Origin of the sequence: Microbacterium sp. (assembly GCF_052102115.1) — a bacterium.
Lineage (GTDB): Bacteria > Actinomycetota > Actinomycetes > Actinomycetales > Microbacteriaceae > Microbacterium.
Genome location: NZ_JBQDVP010000026.1, coordinates 18133 through 42169, shown reverse-complemented (window position 1 = coordinate 42169; position 24037 = coordinate 18133). Strand labels below are relative to the sequence as shown.

22 protein-coding genes are annotated in these 24037 nt (G+C 68.7%); 13 read left to right on the top strand and 9 right to left on the bottom strand.

Annotation, left to right across the window (positions count from 1 at the left end):
• Nucleotides 1-2075 (top strand): preprotein translocase subunit SecA (gene secA, locus ACTICP_RS09720; RefSeq protein WP_441891823.1); only part of this gene is annotated, 2075 nt, incomplete at its 5' end.
• Between the two features lie 48 nt (nt 2076-2123).
• Nucleotides 2124-3350 carry a pyridoxal phosphate-dependent aminotransferase gene (locus tag ACTICP_RS09715; protein ID WP_441891821.1) on the top strand — a complete coding sequence of 409 codons (1227 nt, stop codon included), beginning with the start codon at nt 2124-2126 and terminating at the stop codon, nt 3348-3350.
• Here ACTICP_RS09715 and ACTICP_RS09710 read toward each other — a convergent pair.
• Together ACTICP_RS09710 and ACTICP_RS09705 are read right to left on the bottom strand one after the other, a co-directional pair.
• Nucleotides 3241-4524 carry an AAA family ATPase gene (locus ACTICP_RS09710; protein ID WP_441891819.1) on the bottom strand — a complete coding sequence of 428 codons (1284 nt, stop codon included), beginning with the start codon at nt 4522-4524 and terminating at the stop codon, nt 3241-3243. The two genes, ACTICP_RS09715 and ACTICP_RS09710, sit on opposite strands and share 110 nt — an antisense overlap.
• Entirely contained in the window at nt 4521-5141 is a 621-nt protein-coding gene (locus ACTICP_RS09705; RefSeq protein ID WP_441891817.1) for an SAF domain-containing protein, read from the bottom strand. The genes ACTICP_RS09710 and ACTICP_RS09705 overlap by 4 nt, the downstream gene beginning before the upstream one ends.
• A gap of 99 nt (nt 5142-5240) precedes the next feature.
• Here ACTICP_RS09705 and ACTICP_RS09700 point away from each other — a divergent pair, with 99 nt between their 5' ends.
• The gene (locus ACTICP_RS09700; protein WP_441891815.1) at nt 5241-5510 is read left to right on the top strand and encodes a helix-turn-helix domain-containing protein; all 270 of its coding nucleotides are present in this window, start codon (nt 5241-5243) and stop codon (nt 5508-5510) included.
• Here ACTICP_RS09700 and ACTICP_RS09695 read toward each other — a convergent pair.
• Nucleotides 5507-6097 carry a hypothetical protein gene (locus tag ACTICP_RS09695; protein WP_441891813.1) on the bottom strand — a complete coding sequence of 197 codons (591 nt, stop codon included), beginning with the start codon at nt 6095-6097 and terminating at the stop codon, nt 5507-5509. The two genes, ACTICP_RS09700 and ACTICP_RS09695, sit on opposite strands and share 4 nt — an antisense overlap.
• Before the next feature lie 126 nt (nt 6098-6223).
• Between ACTICP_RS09695 and ACTICP_RS09690 the strand changes: the two genes are divergently transcribed.
• Both ACTICP_RS09690 and ACTICP_RS09685 read left to right on the top strand, forming a co-directional pair.
• Entirely contained in the window at nt 6224-6610 is a 387-nt protein-coding gene (locus ACTICP_RS09690) for an Rv3235 family protein (protein WP_441891811.1), read from the top strand.
• A gap of 29 nt (nt 6611-6639) precedes the next feature.
• Nucleotides 6640-8118 (top strand): sensor histidine kinase, encoded by a 1479-nt coding sequence (locus ACTICP_RS09685; protein ID WP_441891809.1) that lies wholly within the window; start codon nt 6640-6642, stop codon nt 8116-8118.
• Between the two features lie 18 nt (nt 8119-8136).
• Here ACTICP_RS09685 and ACTICP_RS09680 read toward each other — a convergent pair whose 3' ends face one another.
• Entirely contained in the window at nt 8137-8385 is a 249-nt protein-coding gene (locus ACTICP_RS09680; RefSeq protein ID WP_441891807.1) for a WhiB family transcriptional regulator, read from the bottom strand.
• A gap of 208 nt (nt 8386-8593) precedes the next feature.
• Here ACTICP_RS09680 and ACTICP_RS09675 point away from each other — a divergent pair, with 208 nt between their 5' ends.
• A complete protein-coding gene (locus ACTICP_RS09675; RefSeq protein WP_441891805.1) occupies nt 8594-8998 on the top strand; it encodes a hypothetical protein in 405 nt (134 codons plus the stop codon).
• On the opposite strand, the gene bcp is transcribed toward ACTICP_RS09675, so the two are convergent.
• The 3 genes from bcp to aroA are packed head-to-tail and all read right to left on the bottom strand — an operon-like array spanning nt 8999 to nt 11889.
• A complete protein-coding gene (bcp, locus tag ACTICP_RS09670; protein WP_441891803.1) occupies nt 8999-9475 on the bottom strand; it encodes a thioredoxin-dependent thiol peroxidase in 477 nt (158 codons plus the stop codon).
• 9 nt (nt 9476-9484) lie between these two features.
• A complete protein-coding gene (rsgA, locus tag ACTICP_RS09665; protein WP_441891801.1) occupies nt 9485-10555 on the bottom strand; it encodes a ribosome small subunit-dependent GTPase A in 1071 nt (356 codons plus the stop codon).
• Complete coding sequence (aroA, locus tag ACTICP_RS09660; RefSeq protein ID WP_441891799.1) at nt 10552-11889, bottom strand: 3-phosphoshikimate 1-carboxyvinyltransferase; 1338 nt, start codon at nt 11887-11889, stop codon at nt 10552-10554. Before aroA ends, rsgA begins: the two co-directional genes overlap by 4 nt.
• A gap of 80 nt (nt 11890-11969) precedes the next feature.
• On the opposite strand from aroA, the gene ACTICP_RS09655 reads away from it, so the two are divergent.
• From ACTICP_RS09655 to ACTICP_RS09645, 3 genes are read left to right on the top strand one after another with little or no spacing between them, the layout of a single operon-like run.
• Nucleotides 11970-12632, top strand: coding sequence for a sigma-70 family RNA polymerase sigma factor (locus ACTICP_RS09655; RefSeq protein WP_441891797.1), 663 nt, complete (start codon nt 11970-11972; stop codon nt 12630-12632).
• Nucleotides 12629-12874, top strand: a complete 246-nt coding sequence (locus ACTICP_RS09650) for a zf-HC2 domain-containing protein (RefSeq protein ID WP_441891795.1) — start codon at nt 12629-12631, stop codon at nt 12872-12874. Before ACTICP_RS09655 ends, ACTICP_RS09650 begins: the two co-directional genes overlap by 4 nt.
• A 38-nt stretch (nt 12875-12912) precedes the next feature.
• Nucleotides 12913-14205 carry a GNAT family N-acetyltransferase gene (locus ACTICP_RS09645; RefSeq protein WP_441891794.1) on the top strand — a complete coding sequence of 431 codons (1293 nt, stop codon included), beginning with the start codon at nt 12913-12915 and terminating at the stop codon, nt 14203-14205.
• A 27-nt stretch (nt 14206-14232) separates the two neighbouring features.
• On the opposite strand, the gene ACTICP_RS09640 is transcribed toward ACTICP_RS09645, so the two are convergent.
• Nucleotides 14233-17910 carry a multifunctional oxoglutarate decarboxylase/oxoglutarate dehydrogenase thiamine pyrophosphate-binding subunit/dihydrolipoyllysine-residue succinyltransferase subunit gene (locus ACTICP_RS09640; RefSeq protein ID WP_441891792.1) on the bottom strand — a complete coding sequence of 1226 codons (3678 nt, stop codon included), beginning with the start codon at nt 17908-17910 and terminating at the stop codon, nt 14233-14235.
• A gap of 155 nt (nt 17911-18065) precedes the next feature.
• Between ACTICP_RS09640 and ACTICP_RS09635 the strand changes: the two genes are divergently transcribed.
• From ACTICP_RS09635 to ACTICP_RS09625, 3 genes are all read left to right on the top strand, one after another.
• The gene (locus tag ACTICP_RS09635; RefSeq protein ID WP_441891790.1) at nt 18066-19538 is read left to right on the top strand and encodes a GuaB1 family IMP dehydrogenase-related protein; all 1473 of its coding nucleotides are present in this window, start codon (nt 18066-18068) and stop codon (nt 19536-19538) included.
• Between the two features lie 132 nt (nt 19539-19670).
• A complete protein-coding gene (locus ACTICP_RS09630; RefSeq protein WP_441891788.1) occupies nt 19671-20990 on the top strand; it encodes a hemolysin family protein in 1320 nt (439 codons plus the stop codon).
• Complete coding sequence (locus tag ACTICP_RS09625) at nt 20987-22048, top strand: hemolysin family protein (RefSeq protein ID WP_441891786.1); 1062 nt, start codon at nt 20987-20989, stop codon at nt 22046-22048. Before ACTICP_RS09630 ends, ACTICP_RS09625 begins: the two co-directional genes overlap by 4 nt.
• Before the next feature lie 28 nt (nt 22049-22076).
• Here the strand turns inward: ACTICP_RS09625 and ACTICP_RS09620 are convergent, their stop codons facing one another.
• Nucleotides 22077-23144: an NADH:flavin oxidoreductase/NADH oxidase gene (locus ACTICP_RS09620; protein WP_441891784.1), complete on the bottom strand. Its 1068-nt coding sequence runs from the start codon at nt 23142-23144 to the stop codon at nt 22077-22079.
• A gap of 51 nt (nt 23145-23195) precedes the next feature.
• On the opposite strand from ACTICP_RS09620, the gene ACTICP_RS09615 reads away from it, so the two are divergent.
• Nucleotides 23196-24026, top strand: a complete 831-nt coding sequence (locus ACTICP_RS09615) for an ADP-dependent NAD(P)H-hydrate dehydratase (protein ID WP_441891782.1) — start codon at nt 23196-23198, stop codon at nt 24024-24026.
• Nucleotides 24027-24037 lie beyond the last annotated feature (11 nt).

Sequence of the window (24037 nt, the reverse complement as noted above, 5' to 3'; positions counted from 1 at the left end):
TCGAGGCCGGCGAGGACTACGAGGTCGACGAGAAGAAGCGCACCGTCGGCGTGCTGGAACCCGGTATCGAGAAGGTCGAGGACTACCTCGGCATCGAGAACCTCTACGAGTCCGCGAACACGCCACTGATCTCGTTCCTCAACAACTCGATCAAGGCCCTCGCGCTGTTCAAGAAGAACACCGACTACGTCGTGATGAACGACGAGGTCATGATCGTCGACGAGCACACCGGGCGCATCCTGGTCGGCCGCCGGTACAACGAGGGCATCCACCAGGCGATCGAGGCGAAGGAGGGCGTTCCGGTCAAGGCCGAGAACCAGACCCTCGCGACCGTCACGCTGCAGAACTACTTCCGCCTGTACGACAAGCTCGCCGGCATGACCGGTACCGCCGAGACCGAGGCGGCGGAGTTCATGTCGACCTACAAGCTCGGCGTCGTGCAGATCCCGACGAACAGGCCGATGATCCGCAAGGACAACGCCGACCTCGTGTACAAGAACGAGACGGCGAAGTTCGAGCAGGTGGTCGAGGACATCGCCGTGCGCCACGAGAACGGGCAGCCGGTCCTCGTCGGCACCGTCAGCGTCGAGAAGAGCGAGTACCTCTCGCGGCTCCTGGCGAAGAAGGGCATCAAGCACGAGGTCCTGAACGCGAAGAACCACGCGCGTGAGGCCGAGATCGTCGCCCGCGCTGGGCGTCTGGGCGCGGTCACCGTCGCCACGAACATGGCCGGTCGAGGCACCGACATCATGCTCGGCGGAAACGCCGAGTTCCTCGCCGTGCAGGAGCTCAAGGGCAAGGGTCTGGACCCGGCTGAGACGCCTGAGGACTACGAGGCCGCGTGGGACGAGGCGTACGAATCGATGAAGGCCGTCGTCGCCGAGGAGAGCACGAAGGTCACGGAGGCCGGTGGCCTGTACGTGCTCGGCACCGAGCGTCACGAATCGCGCCGCATCGACAACCAGCTGCGCGGTCGCTCGGGACGCCAGGGCGACCCCGGCGAGAGCCGCTTCTACCTCAGCCTCACCGACGACCTCATGCGACTGTTCCAGTCAGGCGCTGCCGAGGCGATCCTCGCGCGGACGAACTTCCCTGACGACGTGCCGATCGAATCCGGCCTCGTCTCCCGCGCCATCCGCAGCGCGCAGTCGCAGGTCGAGTCGCGCAACGCCGAGGTGCGCAAGAACGTGCTGAAGTACGACGACGTCCTCAACCGTCAGCGCGAAGCGATCTACGCCGACCGTCGGCAGATCCTGCACGGCGACGACATCGCCGACCGCGTGCAGCACTTCATCGAAGATGCCGTCACCGGCGTCGTCACCGATCACACCGGCGAGGGGCACACCGAGAGCTGGGACTTCGACGCGCTGTGGACCGAGCTGAAGACCCTCTACCCGGTCAGCGTCACGATCGATGAGGTCGTCGCCGAGGGCCGCGGACGCAAGGGCGGCATCACCACGGACGGTCTCACCCGAGAGCTGCTCTCGGATGCGAAGATCGCATACGAGCAGCGCCAGGAGACGCTCGGTGAAGCGGCGACGCGCGAGCTGGAGCGCCGCGTCGTGCTGCAGGTGCTCGACCGCCGTTGGCGCGACCACCTCTACGAGATGGACTACCTCAAGGACGGCATCGGCCTGCGTGCCATGGCCCAGCGCGACCCGCTCATCGAGTACCAGCGCGAGGGATACGCGATGTTCCAGTCGATGATGGGCCAGATCAAGGAGGAGTCCGTCGGCTACCTCTACAACCTCGAAGTCGAAGTGCGACGTGCCGGAGACTCCGAGGCGACCGAGGTCGAGGCGAAGGGGCTCGCCACCGACGGCGGCGAGCAGAAGCTGGAGTACTCCGCCCCGAACGATGCCGGCGAGGTCGAGGTTCGCAACGATCGCGGCCAGGTGCAGCAGTCCGAGACCGATCGCGTCCGCAAGGCGGCGGAGACCGCCGCGGCGGCCGAACCCGCAGCGGCAGCTCCGAAGCAGAGCGCGCGGGGTGCGTTCGGTCAGCCCACGGATGCTCCGGCGCCGGCCCCTCAGAACCGCGAGCAGCGCAGAGCCGCAGGCAAGAAGAAGAAGTAGGCGCCCGCGCCGAGAAAGCCTGCCGGCGCGAGCCGGTAGGCTTTCTCAATGACCCACACGCGCCATTTCGACCAGTCGTCGAAGCTCAAGAACGTCCTCTACGAGATCCGAGGCAAGGTTCCGGCAGAGGCGGCGCGACTGGAGGCGGATGGTCACAACATCCTCAAGCTGAACACCGGCAATCCGGCGATCTTCGGCTTCGAGGCTCCGCACCAGATCGTGCACGACATGCTCGCCGCGCTCCCGACCGCGCACGGCTACAGCGACAGCAGAGGCATCATCTCCGCCCGCCGCGCCGTCGTCAGCCGCTACGAGCAGATCGAGGACTTCCCGCATTTCACGCCCGATGACGTGTATCTCGGCAACGGCGTCTCCGAACTCATCACCATGACGATGCAGGCGCTGCTCGACGAGGGCGACGAAGTGCTGATCCCCGCACCGGACTACCCGCTGTGGACGGCCATGACGAGCCTCGCCGATGGCACCCCGGTGCACTATCTCTGCGACGAGAACAACGGCTGGCAGCCCGATCTCGAGGACATCCGGTCCAAGGTCACCCCGCGCACCAAGGCGCTCGTCATCATCAACCCCAACAATCCGACCGGCGCCGTGTACTCACGCGAGATGCTCGAGGGTCTCGTGCAGATCGCGCGAGAGAACGAACTGCTGCTGCTCTCCGACGAGATCTACGACCGCATCCTGTTCGATGACGCCGTGCACATTCCGACCGCGACGCTCGCGCCTGATCTGCTGTGCCTGACGTTCAATGGTCTCTCCAAGACCTACCGTGTGGCCGGCTTCCGGTCCGGATGGCTGGTCATCACCGGCCCCCAGCATCACGCGAAGGGCTTTCTCGAAGGCATCACGCTGCTCGCCTCGACCCGACTGTGCCCGAACGTGCCAGCGCAGCACGCCGTGCAGGCCGCGCTCGGCGGCGTCCAGTCGATCGACGCGCTCATCGGCCCCAGCGGGCGCCTGCACGAGCAGCGCGACATCGCCTGGCAGGGGCTCGAATCGATCCCGGGGGTGTCCTGCGTCAAACCACAGGGCGCCCTGTACGCCTTCCCGCGGCTCGACCCGGAGGTGCACGAGATCCACGACGACGAGAAGTTCGTCTACGATCTGCTGATCGCCGAGCGCATCCTGCTGGTGCAGGGAACCGGATTCAACTGGCCCACTCCGGATCACTTCCGCGTGGTGACCCTGCCGGAACCGCGGGTACTCGGCGAAGCAATCGAGAGACTCGGGAACTTCCTCGCCGACTACCGGCAGTGACGCGGGTGCGAACCGGCTCGGGCGCCAGGCGCTCAGCCAGGTTCCGCACAGCCGAGACGAGGGCCGAGCGCGGCGTCACGTCCGCCATCGGCCGGGCGTGCAGCAGTGCAGCGTCTGCGGCACGCTGATCGAATGGCAGGAAGACGACGTCGGTGACGCCCGCGAAGCGCTCCAGGGCGCGTCGGATCTGTCCGCGCGCGTCGATCCCCAGCGGCCCCGTCCGCACCTGATTGGCGACCACGACGATCCGCACGGTCGGCCCGACCAGTGCGCGCAGTTCGGCGTGGTCGCGCAGGAAGCGTGAGATCGACAGCGGATCGGCCGCGGTGACGGCCACGATGACGTCAGCATCGCGCAGTACCGTCGTGGTCGCGGCGTGCCGGCGCGGCCCGGTGAGGTCGTCGGAGACCTCTTCGTAGGAGTCGAAGGCGGCCGAGACGTCGATCACGGTCTCCTCCGCCCACTCGCGGCACACGCTGAGCGCCGCGCTCAGGCGCCCGGCGGTGAGTTCCGGCCAGCGGGTCGGCCGGTTGAGTCCGGCAAGCACGTCGATGGTGCCTGCGCTGGTCTCCAGCGGCGTGGCGATGCGGCTGAGCTCTGCACCGTCGAGTCCGCCCAGCTCTGCACGACGGCAGGCCGCGGCGATTCCCGGCGCGTCGTCGTCGAGGCCGAGCAGCAGCGCCATCGACGGCGCCACGGTGTCGGCGTCGATCAGGGCGCACCGACGTCCGCTGCGCGACAGCTCCAACGCGAGTTGGATCGCAACCGTCGAGCGGCCGGGAGCACCATGCGGCCCCCAGACGGCCACGATGCGCCGGTGCTGCGGCACCGCGGGCGGAGCGGTGCGCGGTGCCTCGTCAGACAGGGCGTCGGCGATCTGCCAGATGTCGGCATCCTCACTGAGCGCCTCGGGCAGGCCGTAGCGGCTGAGCAGCCGGGACTCGCCAGCACCCAGGGTCACGATCCGCACCCCGGCCCGGTCGCAGGCCGCCACGAGATCGGCGCTCAGTGCCGCCCTCGTCGCTGGAAGGATGATCGCATCGGCATCGTCGAGCTGCGCCGCCGAGACCGTGCCGGGCTCGGTCACCGCGACGATGCGGATGCCGGTGCGCTCCAGTTCCGCGGCGAAGTCCGTCCCGCGGGGCTCGGACAGAGCAATCAGCGCCGATGTCATGCGCCGCCCCCGAGGGGGACGATCGACAGCGCGGCGCCGCTGGTGATCGCCGCGAGAACGTCGGCCACGTCGGCCCGGTCGATGACCAGTTCGACCGCCGCGCTGCGCTGGGCGAGCATTCCGTCCGACTCGGGGATCGACGCCACCACGACGTCGGCGGAGAGGATGCGGGGCGCATCGAATTCTCCGTCGTCCTCGAGAGGCGGCGAGTACCAGAGCTCCACCGGCGTGCCGACGGCGACGTTCTCGGGGATGCCCACGCTGCTCTCCACGACGATGTTCGTGGTGCGGCTGCTCTGCGAATCAGCCGCAGCGACGGCGGGAAGCAGCTCGCCGCCCTCGAGGGTGCGGGCGGCGATCATTCCCGAATGCAGATCCTGCGGGGCGAGATACCCGTCGACGACGGAGCCGAGGCTCACCTCGACGACGCGAAAGTCGTCGGATGCCAGTGCTTCGCCCTGGGCGATCGTGCGATTGGCCTGGAGCACCGGTGTGGTCTCGCGCGCGGACGACACGATGAGCCAGACGCCGACGATCGAGAGGATCACCAGAGCGACGCCGATGAGGAAGCGGATATCGCCCCAGAACGCTCGCCTGGCACGCGGTTGGGTCGTCATGCAAGCAATCGTCACAGAATCGCCGAATGCGAGTCGAAAGTTATCCACAGGGCGGAGAGGGAGCCGGGTCGCGGGCGCCGGGCGGGCCAGAATGGAGTCATGGCTGATTCGCCCGCATCTGCTCCTCGATTCCTCGCGCCCGCGCAGGTCGCTGAGCTGCTCAGCATCGAGGTCGACGAGGTCATCGCTCTAGTAACGGCCGGCCGGCTGCGCGGTGCCCAGTTGGGGTCGCCCGCACGCTGGCGGGTGGAAGAGGCGAGCATCGGCGACTACCTCGATGAGCAGACCGAGGAAGCACGGCGGATGGCGCTGTGGCGCCAGGCCGATGCGGCGAGTTTTCCCGAGGTGTGGGGCCCGAAGCAGCCCTAGAGGACGCCGCTCGCGGTGCGCACCCAGACCAGCGCCGAGAACGGAACGATGCGGAACGACCGAACGGCACCGGCCAGACGCGCCTGACCGGCGTCGTGGATCGCCAGATCGAAGTGATCGTCGCCTGCTCGGTCGATCGTGCCATGCAGGCGTTCGCCGTCGCCGAGTCCGACGCGCAGCGCCAGGCGCCGGCGGGCGAAGTCGCGCAGCAGGAATCCCAGCGTCATCCGGCCCCGCAGGCCGTCCGCAGGCGCCTCGACGTCCTCCAGGGTGTCGAGGATCGCGCCGTGGTGGGTATCGAGGCCGGTCAGTGCGGAGATCGGCACGATCAGCGCACTCGGCGGTTCGGCCGTCTGCACGGCTATCCAGTCGGCGCCGACAGCGCGCAGGCGGCCGGACTGCCGCTCGCCGTCCGCGAGTCGCACCGTGATCGGCGCGTCGTCGCGCTGCATCAGTCGCAGGCGCGCCAGCAGCGTGAGCTTCGAGATGCGCAGCCGTTCGGATTCAGCATCCAGCGCGGCGCGCTCGGCCTCCCACTCGGCGGCGAGCTGACCCTCGAGGTCTTCGAACAGACGATCCCAATGCACAGCACAGAGCGTACGTGAGGCCGGCGGCGGCGCGTACGAGTTATCCACATCTTCCGGGTTCAGGCCCGCGAGCGACCCCGCGCACATGGTCTACTGGCTCCCATCGCAGACCCGAGAGTGATGATGATGACGCTTCAAGAGTATTTCGCCCCGCAGCCGACACCTGCGTCGGATCTTCCCGATCCCACACCGCTGCTGCGAAGTCTCACACAGGGTGTTCTCGAGGTGTTCGCCGGAGTCCGCGAACTCGACCAGCTCGCCCGTTGGTTCAGTGAAGAGGCCTTCCGCAAGCTCGGGGCTCGCGCCGGGCTGTCCGCCCGCGCTCGCAGCGCACGGGGGACACCGCCGGTGCGCCCCGTGTTCGAGGTGCTCTCGATGCGGGAGTCGACGCCCGCCGACGGCGTCGTCGAAGCCGTGGTCGTCGTCGCGGGCCCCGGCCGCACCCGAGCCGTGGCGATCCGGCTGGAGGGACTCGACCGCCGGTGGCGGGCGACGTCGTTCGCCGTGCTCTGAACGTCGCTCGCGCTGACTAGTCTGGAAGGGTGTCAACCCTCAGTGATCTCGTCCACGCCCAGGGCTGCCTGAACGACGAAGACGTCGAATGGCTCCACCGTCTCGCCGGCGACGGCCAGCTTCTGGCAGACCTCGCCTCAGCCGACATCGTGCTCTGGGTGGCGACGGGCGATGGCTCGTTCATCGCCGTCGCGCACACCCGCCCGAGCGGCGCGGCGACCCTTTTCTATCGCGACATCGTGAGCGAACGCGTGCGGCCGCAGTGGCGCACGCAGGTGCAGGGGGCATTCGAATCCGGCGAGATCGTGGACTCGTCATCTCCAGACTGGTTCGAGGAGACCCCGACCCGGGTGCGCGCGGTGCCGATCGTTCGTGCCCGCAGCACCGACGGCCAGACGCCCGTCATCGGCGTCGTCACTCGGCACACGAACCTCGGCGAGGCGAGGATCCCGTCGCGACAGCAGATCACGTTCGACGAGTGCGCGAACGACCTGTTCCGGATGATCTCTTCGGGTGAGTTCCCCGACCTCGCCGCGCCCACCTCGCCGCGCCGCGGCGCACCGCGCGCCTCGGACGGCCTGATCCGCATCGATGTCGACGGGATCAGCACGTTCGCGAGCCCGAACGCGCTGTCGGCGTTCAACAGGATGGGGTTCGAGGATGAGCTCGAGGGAGAGTCGCTCGCCGAGGTGACCACGCGCATCCTCCCCGCCACCCGCCAGGTCGATGAGTCGCTGCCCGTCGTGGTCACGGGTCGTGCACCGTGGCGCACCGACATCGAAGCGCGCGGCGTTACCGTCTCGCTGCGCGCCATACCGCTCAAGGATCACGGCACCCGCATCGGGGCGATCATCCTCTGCCGCGATGTCAGCGAGCTGCGCCACCAGGAGCAGGAGCTCATCACCAAGGATGCGACGATCCGCGAGATCCACCACCGGGTCAAGAACAACCTGCAGACGGTGGCGTCGCTGCTGCGGATCCAGGCACGGCGCACGCACTCCGACGAAGCGCGCGACGCCCTGACGCAGGCGATGCGACGGGTCGATGCGATCGCGGTCGTTCACGACACCCTGGCGCAGGGCCTGACCCAGAAGGTCGACTTCGACGAGGTCTTCCACCGCGTGCTCAAGCTCGTCGCCGAGGTCGCCGCCGCACCCAACACTCGTGCGCGCACGCAGTTGAGCGGGCATTTCGGTGTGCTCCCCAGCGAGTACGCGACGCCGCTGGCTCTCGCTCTGACCGAGGTCGTCACCAACGCCGTCGAGCACGGGCTGGCCGGCAAGGAGGGGACCGTGACGATCGACGCCGCGCGCACCGACGACAACCTGCACGTCTCGGTGCGCGACTCCGGCCACGGATTGCCCGAGGGTCGGGTCGGTCAGGGGCTGGGCACGCAGATCATCCGCACGCTCATCCAGGGAGAGCTGGGCGGCAGCATCGAGTGGCGCAGCGATGGTGCGGGCACGGAAGTCGCGATCGACATCCCGATGCGCTGGCTCACCCGGTGACCGGGCGAGCCCGACGGATCAGGAGGCGCGGCGCGCGCGTGCAGCGCGACGCTTGAGAGCGCGACGCTCGTCCTCGGAGAGACCGCCCCAGACGCCCGAGTCCTGATTGGTCTCGAGGGCGTACTGCAGGCAGACCTCGGTCACCGTGCAGGTGGCGCAGACGGACTTCGCCTTATCGATCTGGTCGACGGCAGGACCGGTGTTTCCGACGGGGAAGAACAGCTCGGGGTCGACTGTCAGGCAGGCGGCTTTGTCGCGCCAATCCATGGGGGCTCCTCGGTGTGGATGATCGTGAGCGTTCGCGATGCGAAGTCTCGTTTACGAGCGACGATTTTCGGGAGATCGGCGCTCATCAGTAGTGCGAGCGATGCTCGCCCCACGCCGCTGTGGGAGCACATGACTGTTAACATTGTGTTACAGCCAAGGTGTGAAATCAAGGGTTTTCTGCCTCCGGATTCGATTCACAGGAGACACCATGCGTTCACCTGCCCTCGTCAGGACCGCCGCGACAGTGCTCGCGATAGAAGGCGCAGCACTGCTGGGCTTCGCCATCATCGAGCTGTTCGGCCTCGGTGCGGGAGAGGCAGCATCCCTGCCAACAGCGATCGCGTTGATCGTCCTCACCCTGATCGGAGCCGCAGCTCTCATCGCCTTCGCGGCCGGAACGATGCGCGATCGCACCTGGGCGCGATCGGGCGGTGTGGTGCTGCAGGTGCTCGCCATCGCCATCGCGCTCGCGTCGCTCACCGTCCCACCGGTGCCGTGGCCCTTCGTCTTAGGCGTCGGTGTGCCGGGTGTGCTGGGGTTCGTCCTGCTGATCGCCGCGTCGCGTCAGGAGCGCGCGCCCGAGACCGAGACCGAGCCCGACAGCGAGAGCTGATCAGCCGTCGAGGCCGAGCGTCTTGCGCAGCCGTGCGACGTGGCCGGTGGCCTTGACGTTGTACTGAGCGAGCGTGATGACGCCCTGCTCGTCGAGGACGAACGTCGAACGGATGACGCCCTCGATCACCTTGCCGTAGTTCATCTTCTCGCCCCACACGCCGTAGGCGGTGTGCACGGCGTGATCGGGGTCGCTCAGCAGTGTGAAGGTGAGGCCGTCGCGGTCGCGGAACTCGGCGAGCTTCGCCGGTTCGTCCCGGGAAACGCCGATGACGCGGTAACCGGCGCCCTGCAGCGACGCGATGCTGTCGCGGAAGTCGCAGGCCTGCGTGGTGCATCCCGGCGTCATAGCGGCGGGGTAGAAGTACAGGATCGTCTTCTGACCGCGCGGGTCGGACAGGCTGACGGTGTTGCCGTCCTGATCCAACAGGGAGAAGTCGGGGGCGGGGGTTCCGGGTTCCAGGCGCAGATTCGTCACGCGCCCAGCCTACTTGCCGTCTCTGCCGTCCGCCTTGTCCGCGAACGTCTGCAGCAGGCGCTGCAGGGAGTCCAAGCGCGCGAGCTCCGCAGGGTTCAGCTCGTCGCGCTCCGCGGCCTCTATCAGGGCGCAGTCCGGAGCATCGGCCAGGTGCGTGCAACCTCGCGGGCACGCCGCTGCGATCGCGGCGAGCTCGGTGAACGCGGCGAGGATGTTCGCGGGGTCGACGTGCCCGAGCCCGAACGAGCGCACCCCGGGGGTGTCGATCACCCACCCGGTGCCCTCGGCGTTCTCGTATCGCAGAGAGACGGTCGACGATGAGGTGTGGCGGCCTCTGCCGGTCACCTGGTTCACATGGCCGGTCGCGCGGTCGGCCGTGGGCACCAGGGCGTTGACGAGGGTGGACTTGCCGACTCCGGAGTGACCCACGAACACCGTGGAGTGCCCGACGAGTTCAGCGCCGATGGCATCGACCGGCATCTCGTCGCGCGCACTGGTGAACACCCGCAGGTCGAGCCCCTCGAAATGAGCCAGGAACGGCGCGGGGTCGGCGATGTCGGTCTTCGTGACGACGAGAAGGGGGCGGATACCGGCATCCAGGGCCGCCACCAGATAACGGTCCACCAGCCGGGGGCGGGGCTCGGGATCGGCAGCGGCGACGACGATGAGCATCTGGTCGGCGTTCGCGACGATGACCCGCTCGACCTGATCGGTGTCGTCGGCGCTGCGGCGCAGGAGCGAGGTGCGCTCGACGATGCCGACGATGCGGGCCAGAGTCCCCTCCGTGCCGGACGTGTCGCCGACGACGCGTCCCAGGTCGCCGGTCACGATCGGCGTGCGGCGCAGTTCGCGAGCGCGGGTCGTCGTGATGATCCGTTCGTCGTCTGCGCCCTCGTCGACCATGACGGTGTAGCGGCCCCGGTCGACGCCGAGCACGCGGCCGATCTCGGCATCATCGTGCGCGGGTCGGCGCTTGGTGCGGGGGCGGTTCGCCTTGGGGTTCGGACGGGCACGGATGCTGCTCTCGTCGAAGTCCTCGAAGTCGTCGTCGAGGTCATCGTCCGGGTCGAGCCAGCTCACGCGGTCGCGCCTCCCGGGGCGGTGCCCGCCAGCATCCGCTCCCACAGCGCGGCGAACTCGGGCAGCGTCTTGGCCGTGGTCCCGATGTCGTCGATGACGACGCCGGGAACACCGAGTCCGATCAGAGCGCCGGTGGTCGCGATGCGGTGGTCGTGGTGCGCAGACCAGTCGCCGCCGCTCAGCGGCCGAGGGATCACGCGCAGCCCGTCGGGGAGTTCTTCGACCTCGCCGCCGAGCGCCGCGAGGTTGCCGATGAGCGCCGCGATGCGGTCGGTCTCGTGCATGCGGATGTGGCCGATGCCGCGGATCGTCGTCGGGGCGTCGGCGAAGGCCGCCAGCCCCACGATGGTCGGTGTCAGCTCGCTGGCGGCGGACAGATCCAGGTCGAGCCCGCGGATGCCGTCGCCCGCGCGCACGGTCATCGTGCCGCTGTGCCGACCGACGTGAGCGCCCATCGCTTGGAGGATGTCGGGGAGCAGCGCCCCGGGCTGCGTCGAGTGCAGCGGCCATCCGGTCACGGACACCTCGCCGCCGGTGATCATCGCCGCGGCCAGGAACGGCGCGGCGTTGGACAGGTCCGGCTCGATCGCGATCTCCTTCGCGCGCGGGACGCCGCCCTCCACGAGCCATTCGCCCGTCGCCGGCCGTTCGATGCGGATGCCGCGACGGCTCAGCGCCTCGATCGTCATATCGATGTGCGGCAGGCTCGGCAGGTGCTCACCGGTGTGCACGAGGTGCAGCCCGACATCGAAGCGCGGAGCCGCCAGCAGGAGTCCCGAAACGAACTGACTGGATGCCGAGGCGTCGATCTCGACCCGTCCGCCGCGGATGCGGCCGTGGCCGCGGATCGTGAACGGCAGCGACCAGGTGCCTTCGTCGTCGATATCGACGCCGAGATCGCGCAGCGCAGTGATCATCGCGCCCATCGGGCGGTGCAGCGCGCTCGGATCGGCGGTCAGATGCACGTCTTCGGCGGCGAGTCCGGCGAGAGGGGTGATGAAGCGCATGACGGTGCCCGCCTGGCCGCAGTCGATCGTGGCGTCGCCGTGCAGCGGAGCAGGCGTCACGATGAGATCGGGCCCGAACTCGCCTTCGCCGGCCTCCTCGATCCCGATACCCAGTGCGCGCAGGGCATCGACCATGCGGCGGGAGTCGTCGGAGTGCAGCGGCGAGACCAGTCGGCCCGGCCCGTCAGCGATCGCGGCGATCATGAGTTCGCGGTTGGTCAGCGACTTCGAGCCGGGGATGGTCACGGTCGAATGGACGGCGCCGGAGGCTGCGGGTGCGGCGTACGCGCCCGCAGCGGGGGAGGGGGAATAGGTCGTGTCGCTCATCGGTTTCAACCATAGTGAATGGCGCTGAGAACGCTCAGTGGCCACGACGACACCGAGATGACGCTGAGGGAGGAGTGCAGATGGTCGCGACGCTGGAACATCGGCTCGATGACCTCGTCGGCCTAGACTGGCCGGTGATGGATGACACGACCCCCGCAGACGCGGCAGGCGCTGCACAGCGCGAGTTCGAAGAGCAGGCGATCCCGTTCATGGATCAGCTCTATGCCGCGGCCATGCGCATGACGCGCAATCCGGCCGATGCCGCCGACCTCGTGCAGGAGACTTTCGTCAAGGCGTTCGCCTCGTGGTCATCGTTCACGCAGGGCACCAACCTGAAGGCCTGGCTGTACCGCATCCTGACGAACACGTACATCAACATCTATCGCAAGAAGCAGCGCGAACCGTTCCAGGGAACGCTCGACGAGCTCGAGGACTGGCAGATGGGCGGTGCGGAGTCGACCACGGCGACGCACGGCCGCTCGGCGGAGGCCGAGGCGATCGATCGCATGCCGGCATCCGCCGTCAAGGATGCGCTGCAGGAGGTTCCTGAGGACTTCCGACTGGCGGTGTACCTGGCCGACGTCGAGGGATTCGCCTACCAGGAGATCGCCGACATCATGAAGACCCCCATCGGCACCGTGATGAGCCGTCTGCACCGTGGCAGACGGATGCTGCGGGAGCTGCTGGCAGATTATGCCGCGGAGCGAGGAATCGCCGCGGCCGGTACAAGGAGCAAGAAATGACCGATTGCGGCTGCGACAAAGCCCGACAGGATCTCGAGGAGTACCTCCGCAACGAGGTGTGCAAGACCGAACACTCGCAGATCCGTGAGCACATCGAGAACTGCCCGTCCTGCCAGGGCGAGGCGCTCGTGGCGAGCACACTGACCGAGGTCGTGGCGCGCGCGTGCAAGGAGACGGCTCCCGAGGAGCTGCGCGACCAGGTGATCACCCGCCTCCGCGCAGCGCAGATCGCAGCGCACTGATCGGCATCGGCGTCGGCACCCTCCCATAAACTGGACCGATGACCGACGCCACGCGCATCCCTGTCGACCCCGAATCCGAGCAGCGACTCGCCGGCCAGGATCTGACCTACCGGCTCATCGATCCCGCATCGGATGCCGACGCCGAGGCATTCCTGCGCGCGGACGCTCGCGGATTTCTGGGTGAGGAGCCGTCCGCCGACCTCGTCGCGGCTGATCGCGCGGGGATCGCCGAGCGGCGCAACATCGGAGTCTTCGAGGCGGGGACGCCCGTCGGCACCTGGCCCGTCGCGACCGTGAATTCCTGGGTCGCCCCGCTGACGGTTCCCGGTGGCGAGATCGGCATGTGGGCGATCAGCGCCGTGACGGTATCCGGCACGCACCGCAGACGCGGTATCGCACGCGCCCTGCTCGAGGGCGAACTGCGTGCCGCAGCATCCGCCGGTGTTCCGATCGCCGGGCTCACAGCGTCTGAGGCCACGATCTACGGCCGTTACGGCTTCGCCCCCGCCGTCCCCGTCGCCCGGATGACTGTCGACACGCGACGGGCAGGGTGGGCGGCGCCCGCGCCGATCGGCCGCGTGGAGTACGTCGAGAAGGAAGCGCTGAAGACCACGCTCGCCGCGGTGCACGAGGTCGCGCGGACCCAGCGGTCCGGGCAGATCGCCGGGTGGGACAGGCGGTGGGGGCGCATGGCCGCCGTCGAACCGGGCAATTCTTCCGCCGCGAAGGTACGCGGCGTTCGTTACACCGACGAGCACGGGCACACCCGCGGCGTGATGGTGTACACGCTCGAAGACGTTCCTGGCGACTTTCGCTTCGCGATGTCGATCTCGCTCCTGGCAGCGGTCACCTCCGATGCGCTGACCGCGCTCTGGGGCTTCGCGCTGCAGCACGACCTCGTCGACCGGGTCATCGCAGACCTGCGACCCGTCGACGACCCGCTGCCGTGGCTGGTGAACGACCCCCGCGGCGTCGAGGTGGTCGTGCACGACCACGGCTGGCTGCGCATCCTCGATCTCCCTGCCGCATTGTCGGCGCGCACATACCGCGCACCGCTGGACCTCGTGCTGCGCGTGGACGACCCTCTGGGATTCGCCGCAGGCTCGTGGCGACTGACGATCAGCGGCGGTGCGGCCAAGACCGTGCCGGCGGAATCGGGGGCGGCAGACGTGATTCTCGACGTCGGCGCACTCTCAGCGCTGTATGTCGGTGGTGTCAGCGCCGTCCAGCTGCGCGCGGCCGGGCGTCTGGAAGCCACGGCCGAGGTCGCGGCATCCATCGACGATGCCTTCCGCCCGGCCCAGGCGCCCGTCCTCGGCATCTGGTACTGAGCAGCACCGAGGACAGGCGCCGCGAGGTCAGTTCAGCGTCAGTGCGCGCTTGAGCAGGTCGGCCTGCTCGCTCGCGTGCACCTTCGACGAGCCGGTCGCCGGCGATGCCGACGCCGCACGGGAGACGAGGGTGAAGCCCCGCTCACGGACCTTGTCGAACTCCAGCGCCAGGAACGGCCAGGCGCCCTGGTTCTCGGGCTCGTCCTGCACCCACACCAACTCGGCGTTCGGGTACGAGTCGGTGATCTTCTTCAGCGCTTCCAGCGGCGTCGGATAGAGCTGCTCCAGACGCACCAGGGCGATCTCGGGGTTCGGGTTCTTGTCGAGCTCGCTGCGCAGATCCCAGTGGACCTTGCCGGCGTGCAGGAGAACGCGCTTGACGGCATCCCGTGACAGCTCGCGGGTGTCATCCAGGATGGGCTCGAAGCGGCCCTGGGTGAAGTCTTCGACGCTGCTGGTCGCGCCGCGCAGACGCAGCATCGCCTTCGGAGTGAACACGATGAGCGGCTTGCGGGGACGGGCGTATGCCTGACGGCGCAGCAGGTGGAAGTACGACGCCGGCGTCGACGGACGCGCGACGATCATGTTGTCCTGTGCGCACAGCTGCAGGAAGCGCTCGATGCGCGCCGAGGAGTGATCCGGCCCCTGGCCCTCATAACCGTGGGGGAGCAGCAGCGTGACGCCGGAATGCTGACCCCACTTCTGCTCGGCGGAGGAGACGTACTCGTCGATGACGGCCTGCGAGGTGTTGGCGAAGTCGCCGAACTGGGCCTCCCAGAGCACGAGCGCCTCCGGCGCCTCGACCGAGTAGCCGTACTCGTAGCCCATCGCCGCGTACTCGCTCAGCAGCGAGTCGTAAACGAAGAAGCGGCCCTGGTTCTCGGACAGATTCGACAGCGGCAGCCATTCCTGACCGTTCGCGCGGTCATGCATCACGGCATGACGCTGCACGAAGGTACCGCGACGCGAGTCCTGCCCGGCCAGGCGCACCGTGGTGCCCTCGGCCAGCAGCGAGCCGAAGGCGAGCAGTTCGCCGAAGCCCCAGTCGATCCCACCGGAACGGGTCATCTCGACGCGCTTGTCCAGCAGCTGCTGGATCTTCGGGTGGACGGTGAAGCCCTCCGGCTTGTTGGCGAACGCCTCGCCGATCAGGGAGACGACCTCGGGCGAGATGCCGGTGACCTCCGGCTCGCCGACGACCTCGTCCACCTGGGCGAGTTCCGGGGCGATCGGCGTCGCACCGGTCTCGGCCGCGTGCGTCTCGGCGAAGGCGACCTCGAGGCGGCCCTGGAAGTCGTCCTTGGCCTGCTCGTATTCCTCTTCGGTGATGTCGCCGCGGCCGACGAGCGCTTCGGTGTACAGCTTTCGCACCGAGCGCTTGGCCTGGATGAGATCGGTCATCTGCGGCTGCGTCATCGACGGGTCATCGCCCTCGTTGTGTCCGCGACGGCGGTAGCACACGAGGTCGATGACGACGTCCTGGTGGAAGCGCTCGCGGTACTCGAAGGCGAGCTGGGCGACATGGATGACGGACTCGGGGTCGTCGCCGTTCACGTGGAAGATCGGTGCCTGGATGGTCTTGGCGACATCCGTGGCGTACACCGAGGTGCGCGCATCCGTCGGGGTCGTGGTGAAGCCGACCTGGTTGTTGACGACGACGTGGATCGTGCCGCCGGTGCGGTAGCCGCGCAGCTGCGACATCTGCATGGTCTCGACGACGACGCCCTGCCCGGCGAAGGCCGCATCGCCGTGGACGAGGATCGGCAGCCACGAGAAGGTGCCGATGGGCTTGCGGTCCTGCTTGGCGCGGACGATGCCCTCGAGCACACCATCGACGGTCTCGAGATGCGAGGGGTTCGCGGCGAGGTACACCGGCAGCTCGGAGCGGTCATCGGCGATAAAGGTGCCCTCGGTGCCGAGGTGGTACTTCACATCGCCCGATCCGCGCTGGTTGCCCGGCATCTGCGTGCCTTCGAACTCGCGGAACACCTGGCCGTAGGTCTTGCCGGCAATGTTGGTGAGCACGTTCAGACGGCCGCGGTGGGCCATGCCGATCGCGGCCCCCTCGAGCCCGGCGGTGGCAGCACCCTGGAGGATCTCGTCGAGCAACGGGATCAGCGACTCGCCGCCCTCGAGGGAGAAGCGCTTCTGGCCGACGAACTTCGTCTGCAGGAAGGTCTCGAAGGCCTCGGCCTCGTTGAGCTTGCGCAGGACGCGGAGCTGCTCGTCGTGCCCGGGCTTCTGGTACTTGATCTCGAGCTTCTCCTGGAACCAGCGGCGCTGCTCGGGGTCCTGGATGTGCATGTACTCGATGCCGAGCGTGCGGCAGTACGAGTCGCGCAGCACGCCGAGGATGTCGCGCAGCTTCATGACGCGCTTGCCGCCGAAGCCGCCGGTCACGAACTCGCGGTCGAGGTCCCAGAAGGTCAGCCCGTGACTCTCGATCTCGAGGTCGGGGTGCGAGCGCTGCACATACTCCAGCGGGTCGATGTCGGCCATGAGGTGGCCGCGCACACGGTAGGAGTTGATGAGCTCCTGCACCCGGGACTGCTTGTCGACGCGCTCGGCGAGGTCCACCGCGATATCGGCATTCCAGCGGATCGGCGCGTACGGGATGCGCAGGGCGGCGAAGATCTCGTCGTAGAAGGAGCGCTCGCCGATCAGCAGCTCGTGCACCTTCTTGAGGAACTCGCCGGAGCCGGCGCCCTGGATGACGCGGTGATCGTAGGTGCTCGTCAGCGTGATGGTCTTGCCGATGCCGAGTTCGGCGAGCGTCTTCGGGCTGGCGCCCTGGAACTCGGCCGGGTACTCGAGGGCGCCGGCGCCGATGATGGCGCCCTGGCCCTTCATCAGGCGCGGCACCGAGTGCACGGTGCCGATGCCGCCGGGGTTCGTCAGTGACACCGTGGTCCCGGCGAAGTCAGCGGCGGTGAGCTTGTTGGCGCGGGCGCGGGAGACAAGGTCTTCGTACGCGGCCAGGTACTCGGTGAACGTCAGCGTGTCGGCGTGCTTGATGCTCGGCACCATGAGTGCGCGCGTGCCATCGGGCTTGGGCAGGTCGATCGCGATGCCGAAGCCGACGTGCGCGGGGGCGACGACGGAGGGCTTGCCGTCGATCTCGGCGTAGAAGACGTTCTGGCTCGGGAACTCCTTGAGCGTCTGGATCAGCGCCCAGCCGATCAGATGCGTGAAGCTCACCTTGCCGCCGCGCGAGCGCGACATGTGGTTGTTGATCACGATGCGGTTGTCGATGAGCAGCTTCGCCGGAATGGTGCGCACGCTGGTCGCGGTAGGGACCGTGAGCGACTGATCCATGTTCGCCGCGAGGGTCTTCGTCATGCCGCGAAGCGGGGTGATCTTGTCCTCATCGGCGGCATCCGTCTCGGCGGGCTTCGCCTTGGGCTCGGGTTTGGGGGCCTGAGCGGGGATCGGCGCCTGCTTGGCGGGCTTGGCCGTCGTCTTGGCGACCGGCTGCGATCCGATCACCGGGACGGGAGCCGTGACGGGGTGCTGGTCGCCTGTGTTCGCCGCGGGGGCGGGAGCAGAGACGGGGTCCGGCGTGTAGTTCTCGAGGATCGGCCACCACTCCTTGTCGACGGAGTTGCGATCGGCCTTGAACTGTTCGTACAGTTCATCGACGAGCCAGGAATTGGCTCCGAAATCCCCGTCGTCCGAACCTCCGACGCCGGTCACCTGGTTCGCCACGCGTTATCGCCCTCTTTCATCGCTGAAGCTGTGTACGCACGCGAGTTCGGGAGGCCCCGGGTCCGCGCATCCTGACATCTAGCCTAACGCGTTCCATCACACCGGAAGGCGCGATGACGCGCCCGGACGGCGGTCCGAAAAGATACCGTGGACACATGAAGTTCCTCAGCGAGCAGCCCGACGTCGATCTCACGTACTCCGACGTGTTCCTGGTGCCGCGGCGTTCGGGCATCACCAGCCGACTCGAAGTCGATCTCGCGCCGAAAGACGGCACGCCCGCGACCGTTCCGCTGGTCGCCTCGAACATGAACTCGGTCACCGGCCCACGGCTCGCCGCCGTCCTCGCACGGCGCGGAGGTCTCGGCATCCTGCCGCAGGACATGCCGCTGCAGGATCTGGATGCCGCGATCCGTGAGGTGAAGGCACAGCCGGTGTCGTGGGACACGCCGCTGGTGCTGTCGCCGGCGGCCACCGTCGCTGATGCGCTCCGGCTGATACCGGCTGTGAAGGGGCATGGCATCGTCGTGGCGGACGGCGCGGGGCGTCTCGACGCTTCCGGTCGCATCCCCGTGTCGAGTGTGCGCGGCATCCTGCCCGCCGCCCGGCTGGCGACCGCGCTTCCCGATGCGCAGCTCGGCGATCTCGTCCACGCCGGAAGCCCGGCGCTCGAGGCCGAGGACGCCGCTGATGCGCGCGCGGCGTTCGACGTCATCACCGAGACTGGGTCAGACCTGGTCACCGTCGTCGATCACGGGCACCTCGTGGGCACGCTCAGCGCCAGAAGCGCACTGCGCTCGACGTTGTATGCCCCCGCGCTGGACGCCGACGGCCGGCTCGCGGTCGGCGCAGCCGTGGGCATCAACGGCGACGTCGCCGCGAAGGCGCAGGCGCTGGCTGCCGCGGGCGTCGACGTGCTCGTCCTCGACACCGCACACGGGCACCAGGAGGGCATGCTCCGCGCGCTGGCGACCGTGTCGGCTCTCGACCTCGGCATCCCGCTCGTCGCCGGCAACATCGTCACCGCCGACGGCGTGCACGACCTGGTGGATGCCGGTGCCTCGATCCTCAAGGTCGGCGTCGGCCCCGGGGCGATGTGCACGACACGCATGATGACCGCCGTGGGGCGCCCGCAGTTCTCCGCGGTGCTCGAGGCCGCCGAAGCCGCTCGGTCTCTCGGCGCCCACGTCTGGGCCGACGGCGGCGTGCGGTACCCCCGCGACGTCGCGCTCGCGCTCGCGGCAGGGGCGGCATCCGTCATGATCGGCTCGTGGTTCGCCGGCACGATCGAGGCGCCCGGTCAGCTGCAGGCCGACGCCGACGGACGCATCTTCAAGGAGTCGTGGGGCATGGCCTCGACCAAGGCCGTCCAGGCGCGATTCGGGCGACTCGATGCCTACGACCGGGCGCGCAAGGAGCTGTTCGCCGAGGGCATTTCGTCGTCGAAGATCTATCTCGACCCGCTGCGCCCCGGCGTGGAGGACCTGCTCGACATGATCACCTCGGGCGTGCGCTCGTCGTTCACCTACGCCGGTGCGGCTTCGGTGCCGGAGTTCCATGACCGCGCGCTGGTCGGGCGCCAGTCCGCGGCCGGCTACGAAGAGGGCAAGGCCCTGCCCGTCAGCTGGTAGCGCGGAACTCACAGCAAATCCCGTGAAGCGGGGTCGGCCGGTTCGGTAGAATCGATGAACCATGGACGACCCTCCCAGTTGTAGTACCACGCCCCACTGCCCGCGCTGCCACCTCGAGGAGGTCAGCGTCTGATGGATTACGTCATGTTGGGCGTGGGGCTCCTTCTCACGGTGGGCACGGGCCTGTTCGTCGCCAGCGAGTTCGCACTCGTCAATCTCGACCGCGCTGAACTCGAAGCACGTCGGGAGCGCGGCGAATCGCGGCTCTCGCTGACGATCAGCGCTCTGAAGCACACCTCGACGCACCTGTCGTCTGCACAGCTGGGCATCACGCTCACCACGCTGCTGACCGGTTACACGATGGAACCGGCGCTGTCGAACCTGCTGAGCCCCGTGCTCACCGGGTGGGGCCTCGCCGAGGGCGCGGTCCGCCCGATCGCCACGGTCGTCGCCATGCTCGTCGCGACCGTGCTGTCGATGATCCTCGGCGAGCTGGTCCCGAAGAACTTCGCCCTCGCGCTTCCCCGCGCCACTGCCAAGCTCGTCATCCCGTTCCAGGTCGCATTCACCACGGTTTTCAGACCAGCCATCGTCGTGCTCAACGGCAGCGCCAACGGCATCCTGCGGTCGGTGGGCATCGAGCCCAAGGAAGAGCTCTCGGGTGCCCGCACCGCGGAGGAGCTCTCTTCGCTCGTGCGCCGCTCGGCCAGCGCCGGCGTGCTCGAGGCCGACACTGCGACGCTGCTGGACCGCACCCTGACGTTCTCGCGCCTCTCGGCCGATGACGTCATGACGCCGCGCCCGAGCATGCACGCCATCGCCGCCGGGGACTCGGCGGAGGATGTCATCCAGCTCGCCCGCAGCACGGGGCACAGCCGCTTCCCGGTCTACGACGACGACCTCGACGACATCACCGGTGTCGTGCACCTCAAGGCCGCCGTCTCCGTCCCGCGCGAGCGTCGCAACGAAGTCCCGGTCGGCGCTCTCGCGACCGAACCGCTGCGCGTACCCGAGACCGTGCACCTGGACGTGCTCATCTCCGAACTGCGCGCCCGAGGTTACCAACTTGCGATCGTCGTGGACGAGTACGGCGGCACCGCCGGCATCGTCACACTCGAGGACCTGGTCGAGGAGATCGTCGGCGAAGTCTCCGACGAGCACGATCGCAGCCGCGCCGGCATCGTGCGCGGCAGGGAATCGATCACCTTCCCGGGTGAGCTCCGCCCGGACGAGCTGCTGGGCCGCACCGGAGTCCGCGTGCCCGAAGGAGACGTGTACGACACCGTGGGCGGATACATCATGAGCGTGCTCGAACGCGTGCCGACCACCGGTGATGAGATCACCCTCGACTCCGGTGCGCTGCAGGTCGTGCGCATGGACGGTCGTCGCGTCGACCGCATCCGGTATACGCCGGTGCCGGTCGATGTAGCGAGCGAGGAGGTGGCACGATGAGCGACTGGATGGGAATCGTCTGGCTCGTAATCCTGCTGGTCGTGAACGCCTTCTTCGTCGGTGCGGAATTCGCCGTGATCTCCGCGCGCCGCTCGCAGATCGAGCCGCGCGCCGAGCAGGGCTCACGTGCGGCGAAGACCGCCCTGTATGCGATGGAGCACGCGACGCTCATGCTCGCCACCTCGCAGCTGGGCATCACGATCTGCTCGCTGCTGATCCTGAACGTCTCAGAACCTGCGATCCACCACCTGCTCGGCATCCCGATGCACGCGCTCGGCTGGGCCGCACCCGTCGTCGACGTCACCGGATTCATCATCGCTCTGCTGCTCGTCTCGTACCTGCACGTCGTGTTCGGCGAGATGGTTCCGAAGAACCTCGCGTTCTCGGTGCCCGATCGCGCCGTGCTCATCCTCGCGACGCCGCTGGTGTGGGTCTCGAAGGTGTTCCACCCGGTGATCTGGGTGCTCAACGCCGCCGCGAACGGCGTGCTGCGCCTGTTCCGCGTCGAGCCGAAGAACGAGGCGGCCTCGACCTTCACCATCGACGAGGTCGCGACGATCGTCGACCAGTCGCGCCGCGAGGGCGTTCTGATGGACACCTCGGGCGCGGTCGCCAAGGCCGTCGAGTTCACCGACAAGAAGGCGCGCGACGTCGCGGTGGCGCTCGGCGATCTGGTGACCCTGCCGGAGTCGACCACCCCGGACGACATCGAGCGTGCCGTCGCCCGCTACGGTTTCTCGCGCTACGTGATCGTGGATGCCGCGGGCGCCCCGCTCGGGTACGTGCACCTGAAGGACATCCTGCGGGCCTCGGAGGGTCAGGATGCCGCGGCCAGGACGATCGCGCCGATCCCCGCCAAGCGCATCCACCACATGGTGCCCGTGCAGGAGGACACCGACCTCGAGGACGCGCTCGCCATCATGCGGCGCGCCGGCCGGCACCTCGCCAGGGTGCGCGACGCTCGGGGCGAGACCACGGCCGTGCTGTTCCTCGAGGACATCCTCGAAGAGCTCGTCGGCGAGGTTCAGGATGCCACCCGGAGAGTGTACGGCCGCTAGCGCTCATGCGACGGCCGCCGCCGATGTCTCAGCGCCAGCGGGCGCGAAGATACTGCGGCGGCCAGGTCGTCTGCGCGCCCAGCTCGTGGGCCGCCCGCAACCCGAAGTGCGGGTCGCGCAGCCATTCCCGGCCCACGAAGACGGCATCGGCCGAGCCCGCCGCGAGCACCTCCTCGGCCTGGGCTGCACGCGTGATGAGGCCGACGGCGCTGACCGGAACGCGCCCGTTCTGCCGCACGACCCCTGCCAGCGGCACCTGGTACCCCGGATGCACGTCGATCTGCTGGTGCGCGACGAGACCGCCGCTGGAGACATCGATGAAGTCGGCGCCGTGCTCGATCGCCCAGGAGGCGACCTCGGCGGCCTCCTCGGCAGTGAAACCGCCCTCGGCGTGGTCGGTGGCGGAGATCCGCACGAACACCGGCACGGCAGGCCCGGCGACCTCACGCACGGCGTCTACCACGCGCAGCAGCAGGCGGGCACGGTTCTCCAGCGGGCCGCCGTAATCATCGGAGCGCAGGTTCGACAGCGGTGAGAGGAACTGGTGCAGCAGGTAACCGTGCGCGCCGTGCACCTCGAGAACGTCGAATCCGGCGTCCAGGGCGCGACGGGCTGCCGTGGCGAAGCCGTCGACGACGCGCTCGATGCCGTCAGCATCCAGAGCCGCAGGCGTGTCGAACCCCTCGAAGGCGATGCCGGACGGCGCCACCGTCTGCCAGCCGCCGTCCGATTCCGGCACCGAACCGCGCTCATCCGCCCACGGCCACCAGGTGGATGCCTTGCGCCCGGCGTGCGCGAGCTGGATGCCGGCGATGCCGCCGCGCTCGTGGATCGCGTGCACGATCGGTGCCCAGGCATCGCGCTGCTCGTCGTTCCAGATGCCGGTGTCCCGCGGGGAGATACGGCCCTCGGGTACGACGGAGGTGGCCTCGGCGACGACGAGACCAGCCCCGCCCGAGGCGAACTGGGCGAGGTGCGTGTGGTGCCACTCCTGCACGACGCCGTCGACGGCGCTGTACATGCACATCGGCGACACCCAGAGGCGGTTCGGGAAGGTGACGGAGCGGATGCTGAGCGAGGAGAAGAGAAGACTCACCCTTTGAACGTACTACCGCCGTGGGAAGGCGGGCGCGCTAGCGTTGGAACCATGGTCGACGTCCGCAACTGGTCCCGCGTGGACACCGCCGCGCGCCTGCGCGTGCCCACCGCGGCGGACGACAAGTACTCCCGCGGCGTCGTCGCCGTGCGCACCGGATCGGCCGCCTATCCCGGGGCCGCTGTGCTCGGCGTCGAGGCCGCCTGGCGTGCCGGAGCCGGGTTCGTCCGGTTCGTGGGGGAGGGGCGAGCGGCGGATGCCGTGATCGCCCGCCGCCCCGAGACCGTCGCCGGTCCAGACATCGGCAGCACGCGAGTGGATGCCTGGGTGATCGGCTCCGGGACCGCTGCCGCGAACCGCGGCTGGGACGAAGAACGTGCCCTGCACGCGATCCTCGCCGGCACGGTGCCCGTCATCGTCGACGCCGGCGCACTGGATCTGGTGCGCGCGGCGACGGCGCCGCTGATCGTTACACCGCACGCCGGCGAGTTCGCCCGGCTGCGCGACCAACTGGGGCTGGACACTGGCGGCGACCGGGCGGCGGATGTCGTCGAAACGGCTCGGGCGCTGGCATGCACCGTCCTTCTCAAGGGGGCGACGACGCTGGTCGCCTCGCCCGAGGGCACGGTGCTGTCTGTCGAGGAAGCTCCGGCCTGGCTCGCGACGGCGGGTGCGGGCGATGTTCTCGCCGGCATGCTGGGCGCCCTGATGGCGGCGACTCCCGGGGCACCACCGGCCGAGATCGCGGCATCCGCGGCCTGGCTGCACGGACGCGCGGCCGTGCTGGCATCCGGCGCCGGCGACGGACGCCCCGGGCAGCCCATCGTCGCGCTCGACGTCGCCGAGGCGATCCCCGCCGCCATCGGAGAACTGCTGTCGTGAAGGCGCGCGTC